Origin of the sequence: Aminiphilus circumscriptus DSM 16581, from assembly GCF_000526375.1 — a bacterium.
GTDB lineage: Bacteria > Synergistota > Synergistia > Synergistales > Aminiphilaceae > Aminiphilus > Aminiphilus circumscriptus.
This window is the reverse complement of the sequence record NZ_JAFY01000002.1, coordinates 629140-651199: the sequence shown is the minus strand read 5'-3', so window position 1 is coordinate 651199 and position 22060 is coordinate 629140. Positions and strand designations below refer to the sequence as shown.

Below are 22060 nucleotides of genomic sequence, written 5' to 3'. Positions count from 1 at the left end.
AACGCCCGCATCCCGGAGATTTCGAAAGGAGAGAGCAGACATGAGGCAAACCAGAACCGCGACGCCTTTTCCCGATGCGAAGGAGGCGTTCTTCCGGGCGGAGAGTGCGTTGCAGCGGGCGGAAGAGGGAGGAACGGGAGCGGGCGCGGAGGAGTATTGCGCCCTCGCCGGAGAGTATTCCCTGATCCCCTTCGCCCTCCGGCTCCCCCTCGGAGAAATGTCCCCGGAGAATGTGTACGAGAGACTCCGCACTCTGGACAGAAGCGTCTTTCTCCTCGAAGGAGACGGACGCGACCTCCACGGCGGGCGCTACGCTCTTCTCGGCGCGGCGCCGCTGCGGATCTTCCGGGCCGTTCCGGAAGGCGTGGCCGAAACCGACGCGGAGGGGCGGGAATCCCTGCTTCCCGGAGCCGATCTTCTGGAGACGATACGCTCCTTTCTGGCAGGCGTGCGTCTCTACGACGACGGAACGCTGCCCCCCTTCCGCGGCGGCGTGGTGGGCTTCTTCGGCTACGAGATGGCGGAACTCTGGGAAGATCTCTTTCACGACCAACCCGGAAAAAGGCTGCCCTCTCCGGACCATCCCGCGTCGGTCCTCTTTGTGCCCGGGGTCGTGGCGGTGACGGACGCGGTGGAGCATTCCCTCACGCTTCTCGTCCTGGCGGAGCCTCCCGAACCGCGGGGAGAAAACGCCGCGGAGGATGTGGCGCGCCTTCGGCGAAGCTACGAAAATGCCCGCCACCGCCTCGCCGCTCTCGAAAAACTGTTTGCCGACCCCGAGCCCGCACCGTCGGCGCATGGGACCAATGGCGGGAAAACCGGGAAAACCGGCCCGGTACGCCTGGTCCCTTCCGTTTCGAGGACGCGTTTCGGAGAGATGGTGCAGGCCGCCAGGGAACACATCGCCCGGGGAGACGCCTACCAGATCGTGCTCTCCCATCGCTTCGAGTGTCCGGCTCCGGCGGACCCGCTGACGCTGTACGGGTCCCTCAAGGCGGCAAACCCGTCGCCCTATCTGTTCTGCATGGAATTCCCCGAGCTGGCCCTTGTGGGCTCCTCGCCGGAGGTTCTTCTCCGCGTCCAGGGACACAAGGTGATCTCCCGCCCTCTCGCGGGCACGCGAAGGCGGGGCGCCACGCCCCGGGAGGACCGGGCGCTCGAGGCGGAACTCCGGAAGGACGAGAAGGAGCGGGCGGAACACGTGATGCTCGTGGATCTCGCCCGAAACGACCTGGCCCGGATCTGCCGTCCCGAAAGCGTGGTCGTGTCCGAGTATCTGGAGGTGGAGCGCTTCGCCCGGGTCATGCACCTCGTCTCCCAGGTGGAGGGCGTCCTCCGGGACGACCGGGACGCCCTCGACGCCCTTCGGGCGAGCTTTCCCGCGGGAACCGTCTCGGGAGCGCCCAAGATCCGCGCCATGGAGATTCTCGCCGATCTGGAGGGGCTGTTCCGGGGGGTCTACGCCGGAGGCGTGGGATACGTGGACTTCCGGGGCAATCTGGACACCTGCATCGCCATCCGCACCTTCGTGATCAGGGAGAACATCCTTCGGCTCCAGACCGGGGCGGGCATCGTGGCCGATTCGGATCCCGACGCGGAGTACGAGGAGACGCTGAACAAGGCACGGGCGCTCTTTTGCGCCCTCGGCGACGCGGAGATCGTCGCCGCACCCCTGGAGACTGCCGCACAAGGAGGCGACCGGTCATGATTCTGCTCATCGACAATTACGATTCCTTCACGTACAACCTGGTGGCGTATCTTTCCGTCCTCGACGAGGTGAAGGTGGTCCGGAACGATCACATCACCGTCGAAGAGATCCGGCTCCTCGCCCCGGATCGAATCGTCCTCTCTCCCGGGCCGGGCGGCCCCGACGATTCGGGAATCTGCCCCCGCCTCGTGGCGGAACTCGCCGGCGAAATCCCCATTCTCGGAGTCTGTCTGGGGCATCAGTGCATCGGCGCCGTCTTCGGCGGCACGGTGTGCCGCGCCTCGATTCCCCGCCACGGCAAAATCTCCCTGGTCCACCACGACGGAAGCGCCCTCTTCCGGGGCGTAAGGACGCCCTTCGAGGCGGGCCGCTATCACTCCCTTCTCGTGGAACAGGCGGGGCTCCCCGAGGAACTCAAAATCTCCGCCTGGACCGACGCGGGAGAGGTCATGGGAATCCGGCACCGGGACCATCCGCTCTTCGGCGTGCAGTTCCACCCCGAATCGGTGCTCACCGAGGGAGGACGTACGCTGCTCCGGAACTTCTGCGCCCTCGGGGCCTCCAGGACCCGCACGACGCCGCCCGCACCGCGACGAACCTGCGGGCGCTCCGCTCCTGCGTTGCAGAGAACCGCCCACATTCTTCCTCCGTCTCCGAAAGGGGCTGAAAGACCCAGGCCGCAGGCAGCGCCGGGGGCACCCCTGCCCGATGCGGTCCGTTTTCGGCACTGCCTCGAACAGGTCGTGCAGGGGCGCGACCTGAGCCCCGCCGACATGGAACACGCCATGGTCTGCATGCTGGAGAACTCCGTGCCGGACATCCAGGTGGCGGGCTTCCTCGCGGGGCTCAGGAGCAAGGGAGAGACCGTCACGGAGATCGCCGCCGCCGCGAGGGCGCTGCGAAACAAGGGACTCCGGGTGGACACGGGACGGAGCACCCTGGTGGACACCTGCGGTACCGGAGGAGACGGCACGGGCACCTTCAACATCTCCACCGCCGCGGCCTTCGTCGTGGCCGGGGGCGGCCTTCCCGTGGCGAAGCACGGAAACCGCTCCGTTTCGAGCACCTGCGGCAGCGCGGATGTGCTGGAAAAGCTCGGCGTGACCTTTCCCGGTTCCCCCGAGGAGGTTCTGGGCTGCCTTGACGCGGCGGGCATGACCTTCCTCTTCGCTCCGCTCTTCCACGGCGCCATGAAGAACGTGGCGGCGGTGCGCAAGGGACTGGGCATGCGGACCCTCTTCAACCTTCTCGGCCCTCTCGCGAACCCTGCGGGAGCCACGCATCAGGTTCTTGGCGTCTACGCGCCCCACCTGGTCCGTCCCCTCGCGGAGGTCCTCGCCGACTTCGGCCTCCGGGGAGCGCTGGTGGTGCACGGCGCGGACGGCCTGGACGAACTTTCTCTCACGGGGACCACTCACGTGGCGGAACTGCGGAACGGCCGCATCGAGGAATACGACCTCACCCCGGAGGATCTCGGCCTCTCCCGCTGTTCCCTGGAGGAACTCCGGGGCGGCACCCCCGAGGAAAACGCGCGCCTTCTTCTCGACGTGCTCCGGGGAACGCCCGGCCCCAGGCGGGACGCGGTGCTCCTCAACGCCGCGGCGGCGTTCCTCCTGAACGATGACGACACCGCTCCGGAGACAAGGACCGACCGCTGGAAAAAGGCCCTCGGAAAAGCCGCGGCAAGCATCGATTCCGGCGAGGCGAAGCGTGTTCTCGACCGGCTCGTCGCGGCCCTCCCCTCCGGAAAGGGCTCCTCCTCCGAGCCCCGGGGCGACGGAACCTCCGCACGGAAGGGGACGCTCTCCACCACGTCCCTCCCGAAATCCACCGGGGAGGACGCCTTCAGAGACCCCTGTTTCATGGGCTTCGTGCCGGAGCAGGAGTGCGCGGCCCGGCGCGACCTCTTCCACAGGGGGGCGCTCTTTCCGGGAGTGTTCGCATGATCCTGGAGCGCATTCTCGCCACGAAACGCCGGGAGGTGGCGGCACTGCGGCGACCCCGAAGATCCCTGGCAAAGGCCCTTTCCCGTCCAGGGCTCTCGGTCATCGCGGAAATCAAGAGAGCCTCCCCGAGCAAAGGAGTGATCCGGAACGATCTGGAGCCGGAAACGCTCCTCGCCGCCTACGAGGCGGGCGGCGCCGACGCAGTGTCCGTTCTCACCGACCGGGAGTATTTCTCCGGCGACGGCGAGGTTCTCCGGGCGCTCCGGGCGCGCACGGAACTGCCGCTGCTGCGGAAGGACTTCCTCGTGGATCCCCTCCAGCTCTACGAGAGCCGCTTTCTCGGCGCCGACGCGGTCCTCCTCATCGCGGCGGCCCTGGAAGATCCAAGGGAGCTGCAGCACATGCTCTCTCTCGCGGCGGAACTCGGCATGGAGGCCCTCGTGGAAGTGCACACCCCGGAGGAGCTGCTCCGGGTGCTCGACACCGACGCGGCCATTCTGGGCATCAACAACCGGGATTTGAGGACGTTCTCGGTGGATCTCTCCGTCACGGAGCGTCTTCTGGACCTGCTCCGCTCCAGAGAGCCGGGGACGAAGCGCCTGGTGGTCGCCGAAAGCGGCGTGCGCGCTCCGGAGGATGCCCGCTTTCTGCGCCGCTGCGGCGCGGATGCGGTGCTCGTGGGCGAAGCCCTGGTGCGTGCGGAAGAGCCGGAGCGGCTCCTCCGGGAGTTTGCCGAGGCGGGAACACCGTGACGCGCCGGGTCCGGATCAAGGTGTGCGGCCTCACCCGCCGGAAGGATGTGGAGCTTGCGGTGGCGCTCGGTGCGGACGCGGTGGGTTTCATCCTGGCGCCCTCACCCCGGAGGATCACGCCGGACCAGGCGGCGTTCCTCGCGGCGGATCTTCCTCCCTTCGTGGAGGCCGTGGCGGTGGTGGTGAACCCGACGCGGGAGGAGACGGAGCGCATCGCCGCAAGCGGCCTGTTCACCCGGATTCAGTACTCCGGAGAGGAACCGCCCGAACTGGTCGCCCGGTCGCCGCTGAAGGCCGTCAAGGCCATCGGCGTGACGGATGCGGCGGATCTGGCTGCGGCAACGCGCTTTCCGGAGGCGACGATTCTCTTCGACACTCGCCGGGGAGGACACACGGGCGGCACGGGAGAACGGTTCGACTGGGAGCTGCTCCGGAAGAGCGCCTTTTCGAGGCCCTTCATCCTTGCCGGAGGACTTGGCCCGGAAAATCTCCGGGAAGCCCTCGATGCGCTCTCCCCCTGGGCGGTGGACCTGAACAGCCGGGTGGAGCGCGCTCCCGGAGAGAAAGATCCGGTTCTTCTGCGACGCTGTTTCGCGCTCGTCGAAGCGTGGAACGAAAAGGCAACAACGGCACCCCGGGGAGATCCGGGCGCGACAATTTCCCGAAAATCCTCCGGCGGCATTTCCCGCCGGGAAACCTCGCCCCGGAGGGGCGAATCTGACGAAAAGGAGTGCCTCTCATGACCCCGAACACACGCGGCTATTTCGGCCCCTTTGGAGGCCAATTCGTTCCCGAGACGCTCATTCCGGCCCTGGACGAGCTGGAGGCGGCCTTTGCCGACGCCAGGGAGGACGAGACCTTTCAGAAAGAGCTTCGGCTCCTCCTCACCGACTTCGGCGGGCGTCCCACCCCGCTCTCTCCGGCGGAGCGCCTGTCGGAGGAACTTGGAGGCGTGCGCGTCTTTCTGAAACGCGAGGACCTGAACCACACGGGAGCGCACAAGATCAACAACGCCCTCGGCCAGGTTCTCCTCGCGTCCCGCATGGGCAAGCGGCGGATCATCGCCGAGACCGGGGCGGGACAACACGGCGTGGCCACCGCCACCGCTGCGGCGCGGTTCGGCCTGGAGTGCGTGGTCTATATGGGCGAGGAGGACATGCTGCGCCAGGCGCCTAACGTGGCGCGCATGCACCTCCTCGGCGCCAGGGTTGAACCGGTGCTCTCGGGATCGCGAACGCTCAAGGACGCCATCAACGAGGCGCTCCGGGACTGGGTGACCAACGTGGAGGATTCTTTCTACGTCCTCGGCTCCGTCATGGGTCCCCATCCCTATCCCACCATGGTCCGGGAGTTCCAGCGCGTCATCGGCGACGAAGCACGCCGACAGTTCCTGGAGCGGGAAGGAACGCTTCCCGATCTGGTGGTGGCCTGCGTGGGAGGCGGCAGCAACGCCATGGGCATTTTCGCCGCCTTTCTCGACGATCCCTCGGTGGCACTCGTGGGAGTGGAGGCCGCGGGACGAGGCGTGGACACGGGGCTGCACGCGGCGACCCTCACGGCGGGGTCGCCGGGAATTCTCCACGGTGCCCACTCCTTCGTCCTCCAGGACGCGAACGGCCAGATTCTTCCCGCCCACTCCCTCTCGGCGGGGCTCGACTATCCTGGCGTGGGGCCGGAGCACAGCCATCTCGCCGCCACGGGACGGGCCCGGTACGCCTCCGCCACGGACGACGAGGCGGTGAACGCCTTCGAGACGCTCTGCCGTCTCGAAGGGATCATTCCGGCTCTGGAGAGTTCCCACGCCCTCGCCTGGGTTCTCCGGGAGGCACCGGCCCTTCCCGGAGGAAGCCGCGTGCTCGTGAACCTCTCCGGGCGGGGCGACAAGGACATGGACACCATCCTGGCCTACATGAAGGAACGAAAAAAGAGCTGAGAACCCGCTTCTCCGTCCTCCCTCGCGCACACTTCGGAGAAAATCGCGCCTTTCGGCGAAGGCAGGACAGGCTCCCCTGGTGATTTCGCAGAGGCAAGGCGGCGGAGCAGGGCAACTTGACCCGAGCGTACAGCAAAAACAGGTGACGGAGAGAACACTCCGAGGAGGTTACGGACATGAACGGATGCACGGCGATTTCTCAGGCCTTTTCGGGCGGAAAGGCCCTTCTTTCCTATATCATGGCGGGGGATCCGGACCTGGAGACCACGAAAACCATTCTCCGCACCCTGGACAGGGCGGGGGCGGATCTCCTCGAGGTGGGGATTCCCTTTTCGGATCCCCTTGCGGACGGACCGGTGATCCAGGCGGCGGCCATCCGCGCCCTGGAGCAACGCGTCTCGACGGCGTCGGTGCTGGAACTCCTCCGCTCGCTCAGGGAGGAGTTGCGGGCACCGCGCATTCTCATGAGCTACGCCAATCCTCTGCTCCGCTACGGTGAAGGTTTCGCCGCAGACGCCGCCGCCGCGGGCGTGGCGGGCGTTCTCATTCCCGATCTGCCCTTCTCCGAGAGGGGGCGCTTCGCCGCCGCCCTCTCGCGTCAGGGAATCGCCCTTCTCGCCATGGTGGCTCCGAACTCTTCCGAGGAGCGCCTCAGGGAAATCGGGGAAAACGCCGAGGGGTTTCTCTACTGCGTCTCCATTCTCGGCACCACGGGAAACAGCGGCAAGCTCGCCGCCACGGTGACGACCGGAGCGACCGGGTCGGGGGGGCTGGAGGACTATCTCCGCAGGGTCCGCCGCTTCACGAAAATTCCCGCTGTGGTCGGCTTCGGCATCGACGGCCCGGAGCAGGCCCGGCGCATCGCTCCCCACGCGGACGGCATCGTGGTGGGAAGCGCTCTGGTGCGCCTCGTGGAACGCTTCGGAAACGACAGACCGGCGCTCGTCGCGGCGCTCGAGGAGTTCGTCCGCTCCGTGAAGAGCGCCATGGCCGGAGCGGCGCCTCACGGAGCGGGAGCGTAAGCTTCTACAGGTCCTCCACGCTCCGGAAGGGATAGGAACCGAGGACGCGGAAGAAGGTGCAGTGTTCCGCCATGGCGGCGAGCACCTTCTTCACCGTCTCCTCCTCCTCGTGTCCCTCGAAATCGACGAAGAAGAGATACTCGAAGGGATTGCCCGCCAGCGGGCGCGACTGGATGTGGGTGAGATTCCGCAGCGCGGTGTAGAGGGGTTCGAGGGCGGCGAAAAGCGTTCCCGGACGATGCGCCACGTTGAAGAGAACGGAGGTTTTGTTCTTCGGGCCCGGGCGCACCGGTCCCTTTCCCACGATCCAGAAACGGGTGGAGTTTCCCGGCTGGTCCTGGATATGCTCGGCGAGAACGGGCAGCTCGTGGTGCGCCGCGGCTCTCCGGGAACAGATGGCTGCGGCATGCCGAAGGCCCTTCACCGATGCGGCGGCACCGCTGGTGCTCTCCGCGGCGACCAGGACCGCGCCGGGAAGGTTCGTCCGGAGCCAGACGCGGCACTGGGCAAGCGCCTGGGGATGGGAGCGAACCTCCGTCACGTCCGCCAGGGACGCCGCTTCCGAGACGAGAACGTGCCGGATGGGCAGCGAGAGTTCGCTCTGTACCCGAAGACCTTTCGAAGCCCCCGCGAAGGCATCCAGCGTGAAGAGCACCGCTCCCTCGATGGTGTTTTCGATGGGCACCACTCCGAGATCGGCTCCGCCGTTGTCGAGGACCCTGAAGATGTCCGGAATCGAACCCTGGTACCGCAGCGTCACCGCCGATCCCAGAGCCGTCCGGGCGGCATCCTCCGAGAAGGAACCCTGGGGCCCGAGCACCGCGACCTGCAACGGGCTCTGTACCCCCCGGCACAGGGAGAGCACCTCCCGGTAGATCGCTCCCAGAGAGGCCGCAAGTGCCCTGTCCGGTTCGGCATCTCCGGAGCAGGCATGTCCCCGAACCCGCTCCAGCACCTCCGCCTCCCGGGCGGGATCGTACACCGGCCCATCCCCCTTGGCGAGGCCGATCCGTCGCGCCACCCCGACCCGCTCCAGAAGAAGCGCCACGATCTCTCCATCGACGCGGTCGATGTCCCGACGCAGTTCCGCGAGTTTTTCCCCGTCCACATCCGTCACCCCGTTCTTCCGTTTCCGCTCACTGCAGAAGCAGCAGGCTCAGCGCCATGACCCCCATGCCGCCGAGCAATCCGTAGAGGGAGTCGTGTCCCTTTCCGTAGGCCCGCGACGCGGGAAGCAGTTCATCGAGAGAAATATACACCATGATGCCCGCCACCCCTCCGAAGAGGCACCCCATAAGTTCCTGGCTGAGAAAGGGGAGGAGGAGCAGATATCCCACGAGGGCCCCCACGGGCTCGGCGAGCCCGGAAAGGAGGGAGTAGAGAAAGGCCCTGCGGCGGTTGCCCGTGGCGTAGTAGATCGGCACGGAGACGCTGATGCCCTCGGGAATGTTGTGCAGCGCGATGGCGACGGCGATGGCCACGCCGAGGGTCGGGTCCTCCAGGGCGGCGAGAAAGGTGGCGAGCCCCTCGGGAAAGTTGTGGATGCCGATGGCGAGGGCACAGAAGAGCCCCATGCGATGCAGGTCCGCCTCTCCCTTGGGAACGGCGGAGGGATGAGGAGCAAGGGTGCGCCCTCCCTTGGGGTCCGGAGAAGCCTTGGCCATTCCCTTGGGCATGACGTCCGGCACTTCGTGGGGGTTCTCCGGTGCGGGAACGAAGCGGTCGATGGCGAGAATGAGGAGGATTCCGCCGAAGAAGGACGCCGCGGTGAGCCAGTTTCCCACCGTCTCGCCTCGGGCCGCGGCGAGGGCTTCCGAGGCCTTGCCGAGAATTTCCGTAAAGGCCACGTAGAGCATGACCCCCGCGGAGAAACCCGTCGCCCAGGAGAGAAAGCGATAGTCCGTCCGTTTGGCGAAGAATGCGATGGCGCTGCCGATTCCCGTGGAGAGACCGGCAAAGGCGGTGAGTCCGAAGGCAAGCCAGAAGGCGCTGTCCATGGTCGTCGTCTCCCCTTTGCAGATGGATGCGATGCGGAATGGTTCCTGCATTGTACAACGGGGAGGGGAAAGCAGAAACGTTATTCTTTGGATTCTTCAGCCCGGAAAGTCTCCGTGCACTTCTCCGTTTCTCCGGGCTCGTCCGGGGATCTCCAAACATGAACGCAGTTCCTGCCGGAGGTCTTCGCGTCGTAGAGAACGCCGTCCGCCCTGCGGTAGAAATGGCACGCCGAATCTCCTTTGCCGAGGAAGGGTGCCACGCCGATGCTCACGGTGAGATGCAGGGGGTGTCGTCCGCGTTCACAATCCACGGAAAATGTATGTTGTTCCACAAGTCTTCTCAGGCGCTCCGCGACGGCGAAGGCCAACTCGTCCGCCGTCTCGGGGAAAAGCACGCCGAACTCCTCGCCCCCGATGCGCCCCAGAAAATCCTCTTTTCTGACCCCCCGAAGAAGAAGCCGGGCCAGCTCCCGGAGAACCGCGTCTCCCGCATCGTGACCGTAGCGGTCGTTCACCTCCTTGAAGCGATCCACGTCGAGGATCGCCAGGGAAAGGGGACTCCCGTGACGGGTGCTCCGAGCGATCTCCCGTTCGAGCGCACCGAAGAAGGCCCGGCGATTGGAAAGCCCGGTGAGTCCGTCCGTCGCGGCAAGGCGCAGCAACTTTTCCTCCGCCCTTCGGCGGGAGAGGTACGTTCCCGCCATGTTCGTCACCGTTTCGAGAATGCCCGTGACCTCGGCATTCCAAAGGCGCTCCCTCGCGCCCGCAAAGACCATCGTTCCCCACCAGTGCTTCCCCTCGTGGAGAGGAAGCAGAAGCAGGGAGTCGTTTCCCGTGTTTACGGGGAAAAGTTCCCGCCGCTCCTGAAGCGCTCCCGCATCCTCCTGCCAGGGGCGCCCTTCCGCGAGGGCTGCCACCCACTCCCGGGGGACCTCTCGGAACAGCATCCTCTCGATTTGGGCAACGTGGGGAGTGGCAAGGGACAGGCCTGTTTCAGCAACGAGTTGGGCCACATATCCTTCTTCGGCGTGCCGTTGATTCCGGTACACTGCCACCCAGCTCACCTCCGAGAGGTCGCACAGGCGCTCGCAGACACGGGAGAGCACCTCCTCCCCTTCCCCGGGGGTGAGAAACAGACGAGCACAGTCCGAAAGGACCTTCTCGTAGGCGAGATGCCGTGCCGTGCGCTCTCCCGCTTTGCGGAGCGCCCTCTCCTTTCTTCCGAGAAGCACCACGCCTGCCCCCAGGAGAACGAGGAAGACGGCGGAACAGAGAAAGGCAATGAGAGCCCACTGAGGAAAGAACGTGAGTTCTTCGTCGTAGAACCATTTCCGTTGCCAACGGTAGTAGGGTGAGGTGAGAGAATCGAGCAGTTCCCGAAGATGCGCGTCCAGCGCGCGGAGGATGGCGGCGTTCCGCCCCTTCGTCGTTCCGAAATAGATACGGGACGGGGCGAAGACGACGGGACTCCGCCGGAGATTGTGGCGCCGCGCAAAGGAAAGGGCTGTGAGCTGCTCCGCCGCACAGACATCCGCCTCCCCGCGCAGGAGCAGGTCGAAGGCTTCTTCCATGCTGGACGTCTCCAGAATGGTGCAGCGCAGGCCGAGTTGCTCCGTCAGGTAGCGGAGTTCGCTCACGGCGTAAAAACCACGCTGGATGGCCACGCTGCGGCCGTTGAGGTCCGCGTAGGTCAGCATCTGTACGCCGGGCCTGGTGAAAAAGGTGTACCAGGTGGCATGATGCTGCACCGTGTTGAAGTCGAAGAGCCTTTCCAGGCGCGGCGTGGGCGCCATGCTCAAAAGATCGAGCTCTCCCGCCTGCAGCATCTCCACAAGACGCTCTCCCGGCGCCTCAGTAAACTCCAGACGCCACCCCTCCCGCTCTGCCACGTAACGGAGCAGGTCGACGAAGAACCCCTGATAGGTCCCCTGAGCATCCCGGAAAAAGAGAGGGGGGTGTTCCACCATACCGTACCGCACCACGGGCGAGGCGGAGGAAGTCACGTTCGGTGAAGGCCGCATGTCCAGGGCATTTCCCGCCGCCGTGCACAGGAAAAACGAAACAGACAGACAGAGCCCGACCGGGAATCGCCGTGCGAGCGAGCGGAGAAAAGAGAGCACCCACAGCGACGGGACAGGGAAGCGACGACGTAAAAAGCCCCCCACCGCTGACACAAAGTCTCCCGTCATGTTTTTCGATGCGTTTTTCTCAAACAACGATCCCGATACCCTCCATCAAAAAGCGACTCGATTAAAAATTTCTTCACAATCAGAAAATGCGTCAGAGCGGAGTTCTTCGCCCCTTCTCCGCTACGTCGGGCACACGTATCGGTCTTCAACGTGGTCTCGGATGGACTTTCAATCTGCTCGCACAAAGCCATTCCGCCGGACAGCCCTCCCTGCCGCGTCGGTGCCGTGACAAAAACCAGAGACATCGCTGAAAAAGAATGCTCCCGGCAAATCTTCCTGAGATTAATTTTTAAATTTTAATTCTGATCAGTTATTACGAAAGACAAAGAAGAGAATTCTCGCCATCTCAAATTCTTTCCAAGTATAATTTCTCGTCATTTTTAGAGCAATAGTCCGGAAGACTCATCGCAAGGACAGAGCTTTTGTCGCCTGATGCGATTTCATGTTGCCGAAGGACTTTCGCGGATGTGCCGGCCGATCTCTGCGTTTTTCTTCTCTGGAAACCGAGTCGCGGCATGTCATCGAAGGAAAGGATCCGCGCAGGCGGCGTGAGAAGGAAATTCCTGGGCGCCTGTTCAGGACAGACACAAAAAGACCCCACCGGTTCATATTCGTTTGCGACTTGGGTGGGTAATTCTTCATGTCGCCGATGAGTCAATTTCTGATGTCGTCTGACAATTCCTGGACGTTTGTTCGGAAGAGACACAAAAAGGCCCCGCACGGGCGGGGAGAGAAGTCGGTCAATCGAGAAAAGGGGTTGGACGTGTCGTGAAAGGCTCTTCGACGAAGCGCTTTGAGGCGCCTTAAAGCGTCTTGTTTCAGTCCGGATTGTCACGCAATGTCGGAGAAACGGGGGCGCATCCTGCCCTGGAGAAAGAGCCTGTCACAGAGGTCTTTCGAGCACGGGGAGCACCCGGTCCTCCACCCCTTCGACGAAGGCGGGGATTTCGGCGACTCTCCGGCATCCCATCCTCTTGTAGAAACCCTCCGCATGGGGGTCCGCCACGACCCGGAGCCGGGTCGCTCCGGAGGCTTTGGCGAGATCGAGGGTTCGCTCGAAGAGAAGACGCCCGAGACCGGTCCGCTGCCGCTCAGGAATGATCCAGAGATGATCCAGCTCGATCACGTCCTCCTCGTCGGTGGGGACGAGAACGCTGAAGCCGAGAAGACACATGCCCTCCGTGACGTAGTCCGCGCAGGACGGCGAAACAGCGCCCGAGAGCGGTTCCTCCACGACGAGCGTGGTGTGGGCCTCGACGAAGGCCGCCGAGACGGTGAGTTCGGGAAGCCATCGCCGCAGTGTCTCAGCGCTATAACCCCACGAGGCCTTGGCAGCCAGGGCGATACGGGAAAGAAGAGGCGCGTCGGAACCGCGCCCCGGACGAAACGACAGGGAATCGGACATCATCGGGAGCCTCCTTCGATGTGCGGCTTCTCTCGCCGATTACGACGCCGGGGAAGCCCCGTTTTTTCGGACGACAAGAACACCCGGGATTTTTCCGGAAAAACGCGAAAAGCAACGGAGAGTGCGTTCCTGCGGCGCGGAGGAGATGCACCCGTCCTGCGGCGCCTATGTCGGCATGTCACAGCGTGGAGTACGCACTTCGGCACTCGTCCGCCGCACTCCCGAATGCTGGACCGTGCGGAAGTGCTCCCGGAAAACATCGCGCATGAGGTCCACATCCGGATATTGACCAAACCAGAGAAAGAACGCCTCCGCCGCCTGGTGCAGGAACATGCCCTCGCCGCCGAGGGTGCGGCACCCCGCCGCAGCCGCCTCCGCAAGGAGCCGTGTCTCGGGAGGATTGTAGACCGCGTCGCAGACGAACTGTCCCGGACGCAGCGACGCGAAATTGAAGGGAGATGCGCCTTCGAGGGCACCCCGCATGCCCATCTTCGTGGTGTTCAGAAGAATGTCCGCCTCGCGCACCGCCGCGGCGGGCACGGGTTTGTCTTCCAAAGGATGCCAGACGCATTTTCCCGGATGGAACGCCTCCACCCTCTCCACGAGTCCCTTCGCTCTGGCCTCGTTGTTGTTGTACACCACGACCCGCTCCACACCTGCCCGGAGCAGGGCGAAGACGAGGGATTTCGCCGCGCCTCCGGCCCCTGCCACGAGAAGGCGCTTTCCCTCGAGGGACTCTCCGAAGGTCTCCGTGAAGGAACGGAGAAATCCCGTGCCGTCCGTGTTGTGCCCCACCAGCCCCGAGGCGGTGACCACAATGGTGTTCACCGCGCCGCACTCGGCGGCACCGGCATCGAGCCGGTCCAGAAAGGAAATCACCGTCTCCTTGTAGGGCATGGTGACGTTGGCGCCGACGATGTGAAAAAGGGGCAGCACGGACAGGATGCGTCCAAGCGCCTCCGCGCCGTCGCTCTCCAGGGGGTAGTAGAGACAGTCCCATTTCCATGCCCGGAACACCGCGTTGTGGAGCCGGGCCGACAGGGAATGCGCCAGGGGGTTGCCGAAGAGCACGACATACTTCGTGGCCGGAGTGGGGCAGAAGGTCATGCAATCCCTCTTTCTTTATCATCATTATAGAAGCTTGGCTTGTCCATGCAAATGCAACAGCGGCGGAGCTGGCTCCTAACAGATCTCCACCGACTTCACGCCGCACCCTTTTCGCAAGAAGAAATTTCCGGATCAGGCAGAGTCTTTCGGGGACAGCAGCACATCGTTCACCCCGCGGAGTGCCGCCAGAGGAATCTGCCCCGGCGCGGAAGCGGCGGTCCCCACCGCAAAAGTCAGGTCGGAGCCGCAGAGCCATCCCATGACGCGGCTCGCCGCGCCGAGCTCTCCCATGGACACGGTGACGAGGGGTGTCTCGGGAAAGAGGCGTCGTGCCTCCAGGGTCGCCGCGAGAAGCGTGAGCACGTCCTCGGGGCGCTGCGGCATGACCGCCACCTTGGCCACATCCGCCCCCGCCTCCACCTGAGCGGCGACGGTGGCGAGAAGCGCCTCCCGGGAGGGCGTTCCCTCAAAATCGTGGAAGGAGACGACGAGAAAAATCCCCCGCTCCGCAGCGCGGCGCTTCAGCGCTGCAAGGCGCTCCCGACCGCAGGAGAGCTCCAGATCCACGAAGTCCACGAGCCGTTCTTCCACGGCCGCATGGAAGAGGCGGGTTCGGGCGTCCTCGCCGACGGGGCGGAAGCCTCCCTCGGCGGCACTTCTGCAGGTGAAAAGGAGCGGAAGATGCTCCACACTCTCCCGAAGACGGGCCAGAAGTGCCATCGCCTCGCCGGTCCGCTCCGCGCATTCCCAGGCATCCGCCCGCACCTCCAGGAGATCCGGCGCGGCGGCGGCGACGGTCCGTGCTTCCTCCAGAACGCCCTCCGGCGTTCTCCCCACGAGGGGCACGCACACGAGAGGGCGCTCTCCTCCCAGAACCTTGCCCCTTGCCGTCAGGGATCTCGTGGGCATCACGCGCATTTCCCGTTCCTCCCTCTCTCGGACATACGATACCACAGCGCGGAAAACGGCGGAGCACCCCCGGAAGGACACTTCGCCGTCCACGCGTGCGGCAACGAAACGAACTGCGACAGCCCATCCGTGCCCCGGAGCCGATCAGGAGAACGCGACGGAGCCTCTTCCTCCGGAAACGGCCTCGTAGGCCTGCCGCAGCTCTTCGAGGGAACATTCCTCCAGGGTGCATGTCCCGCCTTCCCGGGGAAGCACCAGACAAGGAACCCCTCTGCGGAATTTCTTGTCCCGGTTGAGGAAGGGAAACAGTTCCTCCCAGGAGCGGTCGGGACGATTCGGGAGCCCGAAGAAGCGGAGCAGTTCCGCCACGGTCTCCGCAAAGGCGGTACTGCAGGTCCCGCGCCGTTTTCCCATCTCCAGGGCGACCACGAGCCCCGCCGCAACGGCGTCGCCGTGACGCCAGGCATAACCGGACGCGCCCTCCAGGGCGTGTCCGATGGTGTGGCCGAGATTCAGACGGGCTCGCACACCCGACGTTTCCTTCTCGTCCTCGGCCACCACGGCGGTCTTCAGCAGGGCACACTTCCGAACAAGGCGGACGAGGATCTCGGGATCGCGTCGGGAGATCGCCTCCCGCTTCTCCGAGAGTTCCCCGAGGAAGTCCTGGTCCTCGCCGATGCCGTACTTGACGACCTCGGCCAAACCCTGGCGGAAGTCCTCGTCGGGGAGCGTCCGCAGCGTAGCCACATCCATGACGGTCGCCACGGGAGGATAGAAGGCTCCCACGAGATTCTTGCCCTGGGGAAGGTTCACCCCCACCTTGCCTCCCAGACTGCTGTCCACCATGGCGAGCAGCGTGGTGGGACACTGGAGAAAGGCGATTCCCCGGAGCCAGGTGGCGGCGGCGAACCCCGCCGCATCCCCCACGGTGCCGCCGCCGAGGGCGGCGATGCAGTCACCTCGGTCGATCCGGGCCTCCGCGAGGGCATCGTAGAGCGACCGCGTCTGGTCCAGGGTTTTCGCCTCCTCCCCCCGGGGAAGGAGGTGCAGTCCCCGAAGAGGTCGAACGCTCCCGCCGAAGAGGGAGCCGACAAGGTGATCGCTCACCACGAAGGGTCCCTCGGGCGGAAGGGTCGGGACCAGCTCGGAAAGCCGGGAGAGGAGCCCCTCTCCCACGAAGACCCCGGCGGGCTCTTCGTCGTGCGCTCCGGAAACGGTCTTCCGGAACGTCTCGTGCCCCCTTCCGGAAAGAGCGTTCTTTTCGAGAATTCCCTTTTCCTCGAGAAGGTGCAGAAGGACCGTCGCCACCTCCGGGGGGGTGCGCTCCTCCGTGTCCACCGTCACGTGCCCCGACGCGTAGGCCTCCGACCGTGAGGCGAGAAGCACCTCCGCTCTTTCCGGATCGAGCAAAGGGCGCGATCCGGACGTGCCCGCCCGGAAGAGTGCCGTGGGCGCCGAGACGGAGAGCATGGCCAGAAATCCCCGCTCCAGGAGCAGGGAACGCAGTTCGCGATTCGTCGGCACACCCCCGCCGAGGGCCACCACGACGTTTCGCAACGGCAGAAGCTCCTTTACCACCTCCGCCTCGAAAGCGCGAAACACCGACTCGCCCCGGCGGGCGAAGAGTTCCGCCACGGAAAGCCCGGCGAGGCGCTCCACCAGATCGTCCGTATCCAGAAAGGGAACGCCGAGGCGTTCCGCCAGAAGGCGCCCCACCGTGGTCTTTCCCGAGGCCATGAATCCGCCGAGAAAGACCGGGCAGGAGAGCCCCGGACAACCCGCAGCAGCGGCAGAATCAGCAGGGACCGTTCCCGGAGACGTTTCCGTTCGTTCCTTCTTCACAGAAGCCACCTCGCGACCCGCTCCCGATGGGCGGCCACCCGTGCCCGCAGCTCCTCCATCGTGTCGCCGCCGAACTGTTCCAGCACCGCCGACGCCAGAACCCAGGCGGCCATGTTCTCCGCCACCACGCAGGCCGCCGGAACGGCGCAGACGTCGCTGCGCTCCGCGTGGGCCGAAGCGGGCTTTTTTGTCTCCACATCGTAGGAGCGCAGGGGCCTAACCAGAGTCGGAATGGGCTTCATGGCCGCCCGGAGGAAAACATCACACCCGTTGGTCATGCCTCCCTCGATGCCCCCCGCACGGTTGGAGAGACGCTCCCAGCGCCCGTCCCGAACGATGATCTCATCGTGCACGGCACTGCCCTCCGCTCCGGCGGCGGCGAAACCGTCGCCGATCTCCACTCCCTTGATACCGGGAACGGCAAGGAGGGCCGCGCCGAAACGTCCATCCAGGCGCCGGTCCCATTCTACACCGCTGCCGATTCCAGCGGGAACGTTCCGGAGGGCGACCACGAAGGTTCCTCCCAGGCTGTCCCCGGCCTCCTTCGCGGCACGGATCCGTTCCTCGACGGTTTTTTCATCCTCGGGAAAAGCGCACCCCAGAGAGGAATGTCTCGCGGTGCGCCACCCCTCGTCATCTTCGGGAAGCCGCACCAGGACCCCGCCGATGGCGTCCACAGCACCGGCCACGTCCACGTCCAATTCCGCCAAAAGGCGCCGGGCAAGCACTCCCGCAAGAGTACGGGGAGCGGTGGTGCGTGCGCTGGCGCGCTCGAGAACGTCCCGAAACTCCTCGTGCCCGTACTTCACGGCCCCAGCCAGGTCGGCGTGTCCGGGGCGGGGAGCGGTGATGCGCCGCGCTCTGGCCGCCTCGGAATCGTTGTGCCAAGGACCGAGGGCGGGCTCCCAGAGGGCGGCCTCGGCGTTATCCAGGGACAATCCGACGGGAGCCCCCGTGGTGCGCCCGTTTCGGAGCCCTCCCCAAACCTGAACGGCGTCGCGCTCCAGTGCCATGCGTGGGCCGCGGCCGTAGCCGCGGCGACGACGGGCAAGCTCGCCCTCCAGATCCTCGAGCGCGAGGGAAAGCCCTGCGGGGAGACCTTCCACAACGACGAGCAATCCCCGTCCGTGGGATTCTCCACTGGTGAGAAAACGCAGGGTCATGAGACGGCACACCCCCGGCAGACAAGAGTTTCCAGGGTCTCGAAAAAATCGGGATAGGAGATGTCCACGCAGGCGGAATCGTCGATCTCCACCGGTCCCGTCGCGGCGAGCCCCGCCACGGCAAAGGCCATGGCGATGCGGTGATCGCCGAAACTGCGCACCCGCCCTCCGGAAAGGCGCACCGGCCCGCGGAGGATCCATCCGTCCTCCAGCTCCTCCACATCCGCTCCGAGCGTCCTCAATCCCTCCGCCATGGCGGCGATGCGATCGCACTCCTTCACCCGAAGCTCCTTCGCGCCGCGAATCTCCGTGATCCCCTTCGCCTGGGTAGCCGCCACGGCCAGCACGGGCAGTTCGTCCACAAGGGAAGGAATTTCCTCGGGAAACACCTTCGTCCCTTCGAGGGAAGCACTCCGTACCAGGAGATCCCCCACGGGCTCCCCGCCGGAGCAGTCTTCTTCCGTCACCTCGACGGCGAGCCCCATGCGCCGGAGCACAGAAAGCATTCCCGTCCGGGTCGGGTTGAGCCCGCATCCGGGAAGGTGCACCCCCGAATCCGGAAGGATAGCCGCCGCCACGAGCCAGAACGCCGCGGCGGAGACATCCCCGGGAATGCGCCATGCCCCCCCCTTCACCTCTTCGCAGGGAAAGATCGTGATGGCATCGTCCCGCCTGGTACAGGGAATGCCGAGGAAATCAAAAAGCCGCTCCGTGTGGTCCCGCGTTCCAAGGGGCTCCACGACAGTGGTGGGTTCCGAGGCGGAGAGCCCCGAGAGCAGGAGGGCGGTCTTTACCTGAGCGCTTGCGATCTGCAGGCGATGCGTTCCTCCCGTAAGGCGCGTCCCCTTGATGCAGAGCGGCAGCGAGGCGCCGCCGGCGCGCCCGTCGATGCGGGCGCCCATGACCCGGAGAGGGTCCACCACACGTCCCATGGGTCGCCGCCGCAGGCTTTCGTCTCCCGAGAGCACCGCGTAGAGGCCCGGAACACCCGCCAAAAGACCGCAGAGCGTTCTCGCCGTCGTCCCGGAGTTGCCCGCGTCAAGCACATCCCCAGGCTCCAGAAACGCCTCGTTTTTGGCGACGTACACCGTTCCCGGATCGCAACGACGGACCATCACCCCCATCTTCTCCAGACAGGCGAGTGTGGACGCACAATCCGCACCTCCGGAGAAATTTGTCACCGTCACGCCCTCCACCGACAGGGCGCCGAGAAGAGCCGCCCGATGGGAGATGGACTTGTCCCCGGGAAGCGTCACGGTCCCCTGGACGGAGTGAGCGGGAACGACGCGCCTCATGCGGCCCTCCCCTTATGGACCACCGTCACCAGACCATCCCGGGCATTCGCGGCCTCGGCGAGAAGGGCCTCCAGCTCCTTCTTCGGCAGGGCGAGCATCTCCTTCAGGGAGGCGATGAACCGCTCCGCCACGCGCCGGATCTGGTCTCCGTTGGCATCCACCATGTCCGTCCCCAGCCAGGCCGGACCGGAGGCCACTCTCGTGGCATCCCGGAATCCTCCGGCGGCGAGGGCCGCGAGGGCCGCGTGGGATTTTCCCTCCGCCTTTGCCGTGAGCACCATGGCCGCAGCCGTCAGAAGAGGGAGATGGCTCACTGTGGCGACGATGGCATCGTGTTCGGCGGGATCGATCCGCACAGCACCGGCGCCGAGAAGGAGCGCGAGTTCCTCTGCCACAGCCAAGGCCTCTTCGGAGGTCTCCGCAAAAGGCACCACCGCGCAGCAGGCCCCCTCGAAAAGATCCGGCGTGGCGTTGGCAATGCCGCCGTTTTCTTTTCCCGCCATGGGGTGGAACCCCACGTAACGGCTCCTCCAGGCTCCGCGGAGCAGCTCTCCCGGCTCCACCTTGGCGCTGGAAAGATCCATCACGACCCGGGGTCCCTCAAGGGGTTCCATTGGAGCCAGGTCCGGCCATTCGGAGAAACCGATTCCGGCGTTCCGCCGGAGCGCTCCGAGAACCCGGCGATTCGCTTCCTCCAGGGAACGCATGGGAACGGCGAAGATGAGAACGTCCACACCGCACAGCATGTCCTCCAGATGTTCCGGTACATGGGCGATACCCTTTCGAGCCGCCTCGGCCCGCACCGCCGGATCCGCATCCCATCCGGAAACCCGCCGCACTCCTCCCGATCCGCCGAGCCGCAGCGCGAGAGATCCACCCAGAAGTCCCAATCCGAGAATACCCACATGTGCCTGTTTCATCCGCATTGCCGTGTCCTCCTTACGTTCTCGTTCCCTCAGCGGACGCACCACGGCGGTCTTCGCGGTGGGCGTCCTCTCGTCCTCTCTTCGGCGCACTGTCCGCGCCGTTCTCTTTCCGCTTCGTCAGATCGCTCCCGAAACCACCGGCGTTGCCAGCGGTATTTCTCCGCACCCCCGGCGGGATGCCGTTTCCAGGCCGTCCGCCCGGAGAACGTTCCGCCCGAGGGCGGAGAGCATTCCCTCGATCTGCCCCATGAGCGTCCCGAACTGGGCGGGGTTGAGGGACTGGGGACCGTCGGAGAGTGCCTTGTCGGGATCGGAGTGCACCTCCACGATAAGACCGTCCGCCCCCGCCGCGAGCGCCGCGAGGGACATGGGCGCCACCAGGTGTCGGTGCCCCGTGCCGTGACTGGGGTCCACCACCACGGGAAGATGGCTCAGGGACTTCACCACCGGAATGGCGGAGAGATCCAGCGTGTTCCGCGTGCGGGTCTCGAAGGTGCGGATGCCCCGTTCGCAGAGGATGACCCGGAAGTTGCCCCCCGCGAGGATGTACTCCGCCGCCTGGAGCCACTCGTCGATGGAGGCGGACATGCCCCGCTTGAGAAGGACCGGCTTGTCCACCTTGCCCAGTTCCTTGAGGAGGGAGTAGTTCTGCATGTTTCTGGTCCCCACCTGAAAGATGTCCACGAAGGGAAGGAGCAGCCCCACCGATTCGGCCTCCATGACCTCCGTCACCAGAGGAAGCCCCGTCTCCTTCCGGGCCTCGCAGAGCAGACGGATGCCCTCGTTGCCCATGCCCTGGAAGGAGTAGGGGTTAGACCGGGGCTTGAACGCCCCGCCCCGCAGAATCGCCGCGCCGGAGTCCTTCACGGCGAAGGCGGTCTCCAGGATCTGCTCCCGGCTCTCCACCGAGCAGGGACCGGCCATGACCACCGCACCGCTCCCGCCCACGGAGATCCCCGGCGCGACTTCCACGGGGCGGGTGCCGCTCCAGAGATCCCGGCTCGCCAGCGGAAAGGAACTCTTCGTCTCCACCACGCGACGCACCCGAGTATCGGCGGCGAGGCTCGCCATCTCCTCCACGCGGGCGTCCACGAGAATGAAGTACACGTCCTCGCAGGGAACGAGCCGAGCGTAGCACCCGCGCTCCTCCGCGCGCTGGATCATTCGTGCCATGTCTCCCTTGGGGCAGCTGCGGTCCACTTCCAGAATCATCATCGTTCGAGCACCTCCTCGAAAAGCTCTCTCCCCCGAAGGGGAAAACGAAAAAGGCCGGATTCGGTGGGAACCCGAATCCGGCCTTGCCTTCTTTACCTCTTCCCGGTTGCTTTCGGAGGATCTTCGACGTTTCAGGCCACCCGGCCCTTCCGTCCTCCTCCCGAGAATACGCTTTCTGCCCCCGGTCTGCCGAATATCGGTGTTCCCAAATGCGAAGGGCCACTGGCGTAATACCGCCACTGGCCGCTGGTAAAGGAGAACACGTAATAATATCGGGAGTCAGGAAGAGAAGATACCGCACTCCGGAGGCACTGCGCGTCGTTCCCGGAAGAACTGTTCCTCTGCATGAACACTTCTTTGTTCTGAGAACGCATCGCCCTGCCTCCCTTCAACTCGGATTTTTGTGTTGTGGAGCACTTTACACGCTTCTTCCCAACATGTCAAGTGGGTGTTGCGAAATTGTCATCCAGGGACACCTCCTCACATGCCGCCGGCGGTCCGAAAAAGACCCGTCACGGTTTCCGGATGAAGATACGGCACCCTCTGAGGCGCTGGTGCTCCACACCTCGGACGAACTCGACGTTCCCGTGCTTCCAGCCCTTTTACGGAGCATCGTTTCGGGATTTCTCCAGAGGCGGCTCTTGCGATGAC

17 protein-coding genes are annotated in these 22060 nt (G+C 65.2%); 6 read left to right on the top strand and 11 right to left on the bottom strand.

The features are described from left to right. Positions 1-40: 40 nt before the first annotated feature. From K349_RS0103730 to trpA, 6 genes are all read left to right on the top strand, one after another. Positions 41-1708, top strand: coding sequence for an anthranilate synthase component I family protein (locus tag K349_RS0103730; protein WP_026368522.1), 1668 nt, complete (start codon positions 41-43; stop codon positions 1706-1708). Continuing rightward, positions 1705-3654, top strand: a complete 1950-nt coding sequence (trpD, locus tag K349_RS18515) for an anthranilate phosphoribosyltransferase (protein WP_026368521.1) — start codon at positions 1705-1707, stop codon at positions 3652-3654. Before K349_RS0103730 ends, trpD begins: the two co-directional genes overlap by 4 nt. Further along, the gene (gene trpC / locus K349_RS0103720) at positions 3651-4406 is read left to right on the top strand and encodes an indole-3-glycerol phosphate synthase TrpC (RefSeq protein ID WP_026368520.1); all 756 of its coding nucleotides are present in this window, start codon (positions 3651-3653) and stop codon (positions 4404-4406) included. The genes trpD and trpC overlap by 4 nt, the downstream gene beginning before the upstream one ends. Beyond that, entirely contained in the window at positions 4403-5149 is a 747-nt protein-coding gene (locus K349_RS16280; RefSeq protein WP_026368519.1) for a phosphoribosylanthranilate isomerase, read from the top strand. Before trpC ends, K349_RS16280 begins: the two co-directional genes overlap by 4 nt. Continuing rightward, complete coding sequence (gene trpB, locus K349_RS0103710; RefSeq protein ID WP_026368518.1) at positions 5146-6339, top strand: tryptophan synthase subunit beta; 1194 nt, start codon at positions 5146-5148, stop codon at positions 6337-6339. The genes K349_RS16280 and trpB overlap by 4 nt, the downstream gene beginning before the upstream one ends. Positions 6340-6515: 176 nt before the next feature. After that, positions 6516-7361 carry a tryptophan synthase subunit alpha gene (trpA, locus tag K349_RS0103705; protein WP_026368517.1) on the top strand — a complete coding sequence of 282 codons (846 nt, stop codon included), beginning with the start codon at positions 6516-6518 and terminating at the stop codon, positions 7359-7361. A gap of 4 nt (positions 7362-7365) precedes the next feature. Here the strand turns inward: trpA and pheA are convergent, their stop codons facing one another. The 11 genes from pheA to aroF all read right to left on the bottom strand — a co-directional run bounded on the left by pheA (position 7366) and on the right by aroF (position 21409). Beyond that, positions 7366-8478, bottom strand: a complete 1113-nt coding sequence (pheA, locus tag K349_RS0103700; RefSeq protein ID WP_245587992.1) for a prephenate dehydratase — start codon at positions 8476-8478, stop codon at positions 7366-7368. Positions 8479-8497: 19 nt separating this feature from the next. Beyond that, the gene (gene zupT, locus K349_RS0103695; protein ID WP_026368515.1) at positions 8498-9358 is read right to left on the bottom strand and encodes a zinc transporter ZupT; all 861 of its coding nucleotides are present in this window, start codon (positions 9356-9358) and stop codon (positions 8498-8500) included. A gap of 80 nt (positions 9359-9438) precedes the next feature. After that, positions 9439-11379 (bottom strand): diguanylate cyclase, encoded by a 1941-nt coding sequence (locus tag K349_RS17760; RefSeq protein ID WP_169731298.1) that lies wholly within the window; start codon positions 11377-11379, stop codon positions 9439-9441. A gap of 1051 nt (positions 11380-12430) precedes the next feature. Beyond that, positions 12431-12955, bottom strand: a complete 525-nt coding sequence (locus K349_RS0103685) for a GNAT family N-acetyltransferase (protein ID WP_084460159.1) — start codon at positions 12953-12955, stop codon at positions 12431-12433. A 162-nt stretch (positions 12956-13117) separates the two neighbouring features. Beyond that, positions 13118-14059 carry a shikimate dehydrogenase gene (gene aroE / locus K349_RS0103680; RefSeq protein WP_026368512.1) on the bottom strand — a complete coding sequence of 314 codons (942 nt, stop codon included), beginning with the start codon at positions 14057-14059 and terminating at the stop codon, positions 13118-13120. Between the two features lie 132 nt (positions 14060-14191). Then, entirely contained in the window at positions 14192-14977 is a 786-nt protein-coding gene (gene aroD, locus K349_RS0103675) for a type I 3-dehydroquinate dehydratase (RefSeq protein ID WP_026368511.1), read from the bottom strand. Between the two features lie 135 nt (positions 14978-15112). Further along, positions 15113-16810, bottom strand: coding sequence for a 3-dehydroquinate synthase (gene aroB / locus K349_RS0103670; protein ID WP_026368510.1), 1698 nt, complete (start codon positions 16808-16810; stop codon positions 15113-15115). After that, a complete protein-coding gene (gene aroC, locus K349_RS0103665) occupies positions 16807-17973 on the bottom strand; it encodes a chorismate synthase (RefSeq protein ID WP_026368509.1) in 1167 nt (388 codons plus the stop codon). The genes aroB and aroC overlap by 4 nt, the downstream gene beginning before the upstream one ends. Beyond that, complete coding sequence (gene aroA / locus K349_RS0103660; RefSeq protein WP_026368508.1) at positions 17970-19268, bottom strand: 3-phosphoshikimate 1-carboxyvinyltransferase; 1299 nt, start codon at positions 19266-19268, stop codon at positions 17970-17972. Before aroA ends, aroC begins: the two co-directional genes overlap by 4 nt. Beyond that, a complete protein-coding gene (locus K349_RS17755) occupies positions 19265-20194 on the bottom strand; it encodes a prephenate dehydrogenase (RefSeq protein WP_026368507.1) in 930 nt (309 codons plus the stop codon). Before K349_RS17755 ends, aroA begins: the two co-directional genes overlap by 4 nt. Before the next feature lie 117 nt (positions 20195-20311). Beyond that, positions 20312-21409 carry a 3-deoxy-7-phosphoheptulonate synthase gene (gene aroF, locus K349_RS0103650; protein WP_026368506.1) on the bottom strand — a complete coding sequence of 366 codons (1098 nt, stop codon included), beginning with the start codon at positions 21407-21409 and terminating at the stop codon, positions 20312-20314. Positions 21410-22060 lie beyond the last annotated feature (651 nt).

Bases quoted from the DNA above. Each gene is read 5' to 3' on its own strand.
- K349_RS0103730 (WP_026368522.1), top strand. From the start codon at position 41: ATGAGGCAAACCAGAACCGCGACGCCTTTTCCCGATGCGAAGGAGGCG.
- trpD (WP_026368521.1), top strand. From the start codon at position 1,705: ATGATTCTGCTCATCGACAATTACGATTCCTTCACGTACAACCTGGTG.
- trpC (WP_026368520.1), top strand. From the start codon at position 3,651: ATGATCCTGGAGCGCATTCTCGCCACGAAACGCCGGGAGGTGGCGGCA.
- trpB (WP_026368518.1), top strand. From the start codon at position 5,146: ATGACCCCGAACACACGCGGCTATTTCGGCCCCTTTGGAGGCCAATTC.
- trpA (WP_026368517.1), top strand. From the start codon at position 6,516: ATGAACGGATGCACGGCGATTTCTCAGGCCTTTTCGGGCGGAAAGGCC.
- zupT (WP_026368515.1), bottom strand. From the start codon at position 9,358: ATGGACAGCGCCTTCTGGCTTGCCTTCGGACTCACCGCCTTTGCCGGT.
- K349_RS17760 (WP_169731298.1), bottom strand. From the start codon at position 11,379: ATGCGGCCTTCACCGAACGTGACTTCCTCCGCCTCGCCCGTGGTGCGG.
- K349_RS0103685 (WP_084460159.1), bottom strand. From the start codon at position 12,955: ATGATGTCCGATTCCCTGTCGTTTCGTCCGGGGCGCGGTTCCGACGCG.
- aroE (WP_026368512.1), bottom strand. From the start codon at position 14,059: ATGACCTTCTGCCCCACTCCGGCCACGAAGTATGTCGTGCTCTTCGGC.
- aroD (WP_026368511.1), bottom strand. From the start codon at position 14,977: ATGCGCGTGATGCCCACGAGATCCCTGACGGCAAGGGGCAAGGTTCTG.
- aroC (WP_026368509.1), bottom strand. From the start codon at position 17,973: ATGACCCTGCGTTTTCTCACCAGTGGAGAATCCCACGGACGGGGATTG.
- aroA (WP_026368508.1), bottom strand. From the start codon at position 19,268: ATGAGGCGCGTCGTTCCCGCTCACTCCGTCCAGGGGACCGTGACGCTT.
- K349_RS17755 (WP_026368507.1), bottom strand. From the start codon at position 20,194: ATGCGGATGAAACAGGCACATGTGGGTATTCTCGGATTGGGACTTCTG.
- aroF (WP_026368506.1), bottom strand. From the start codon at position 21,409: ATGATGATTCTGGAAGTGGACCGCAGCTGCCCCAAGGGAGACATGGCA.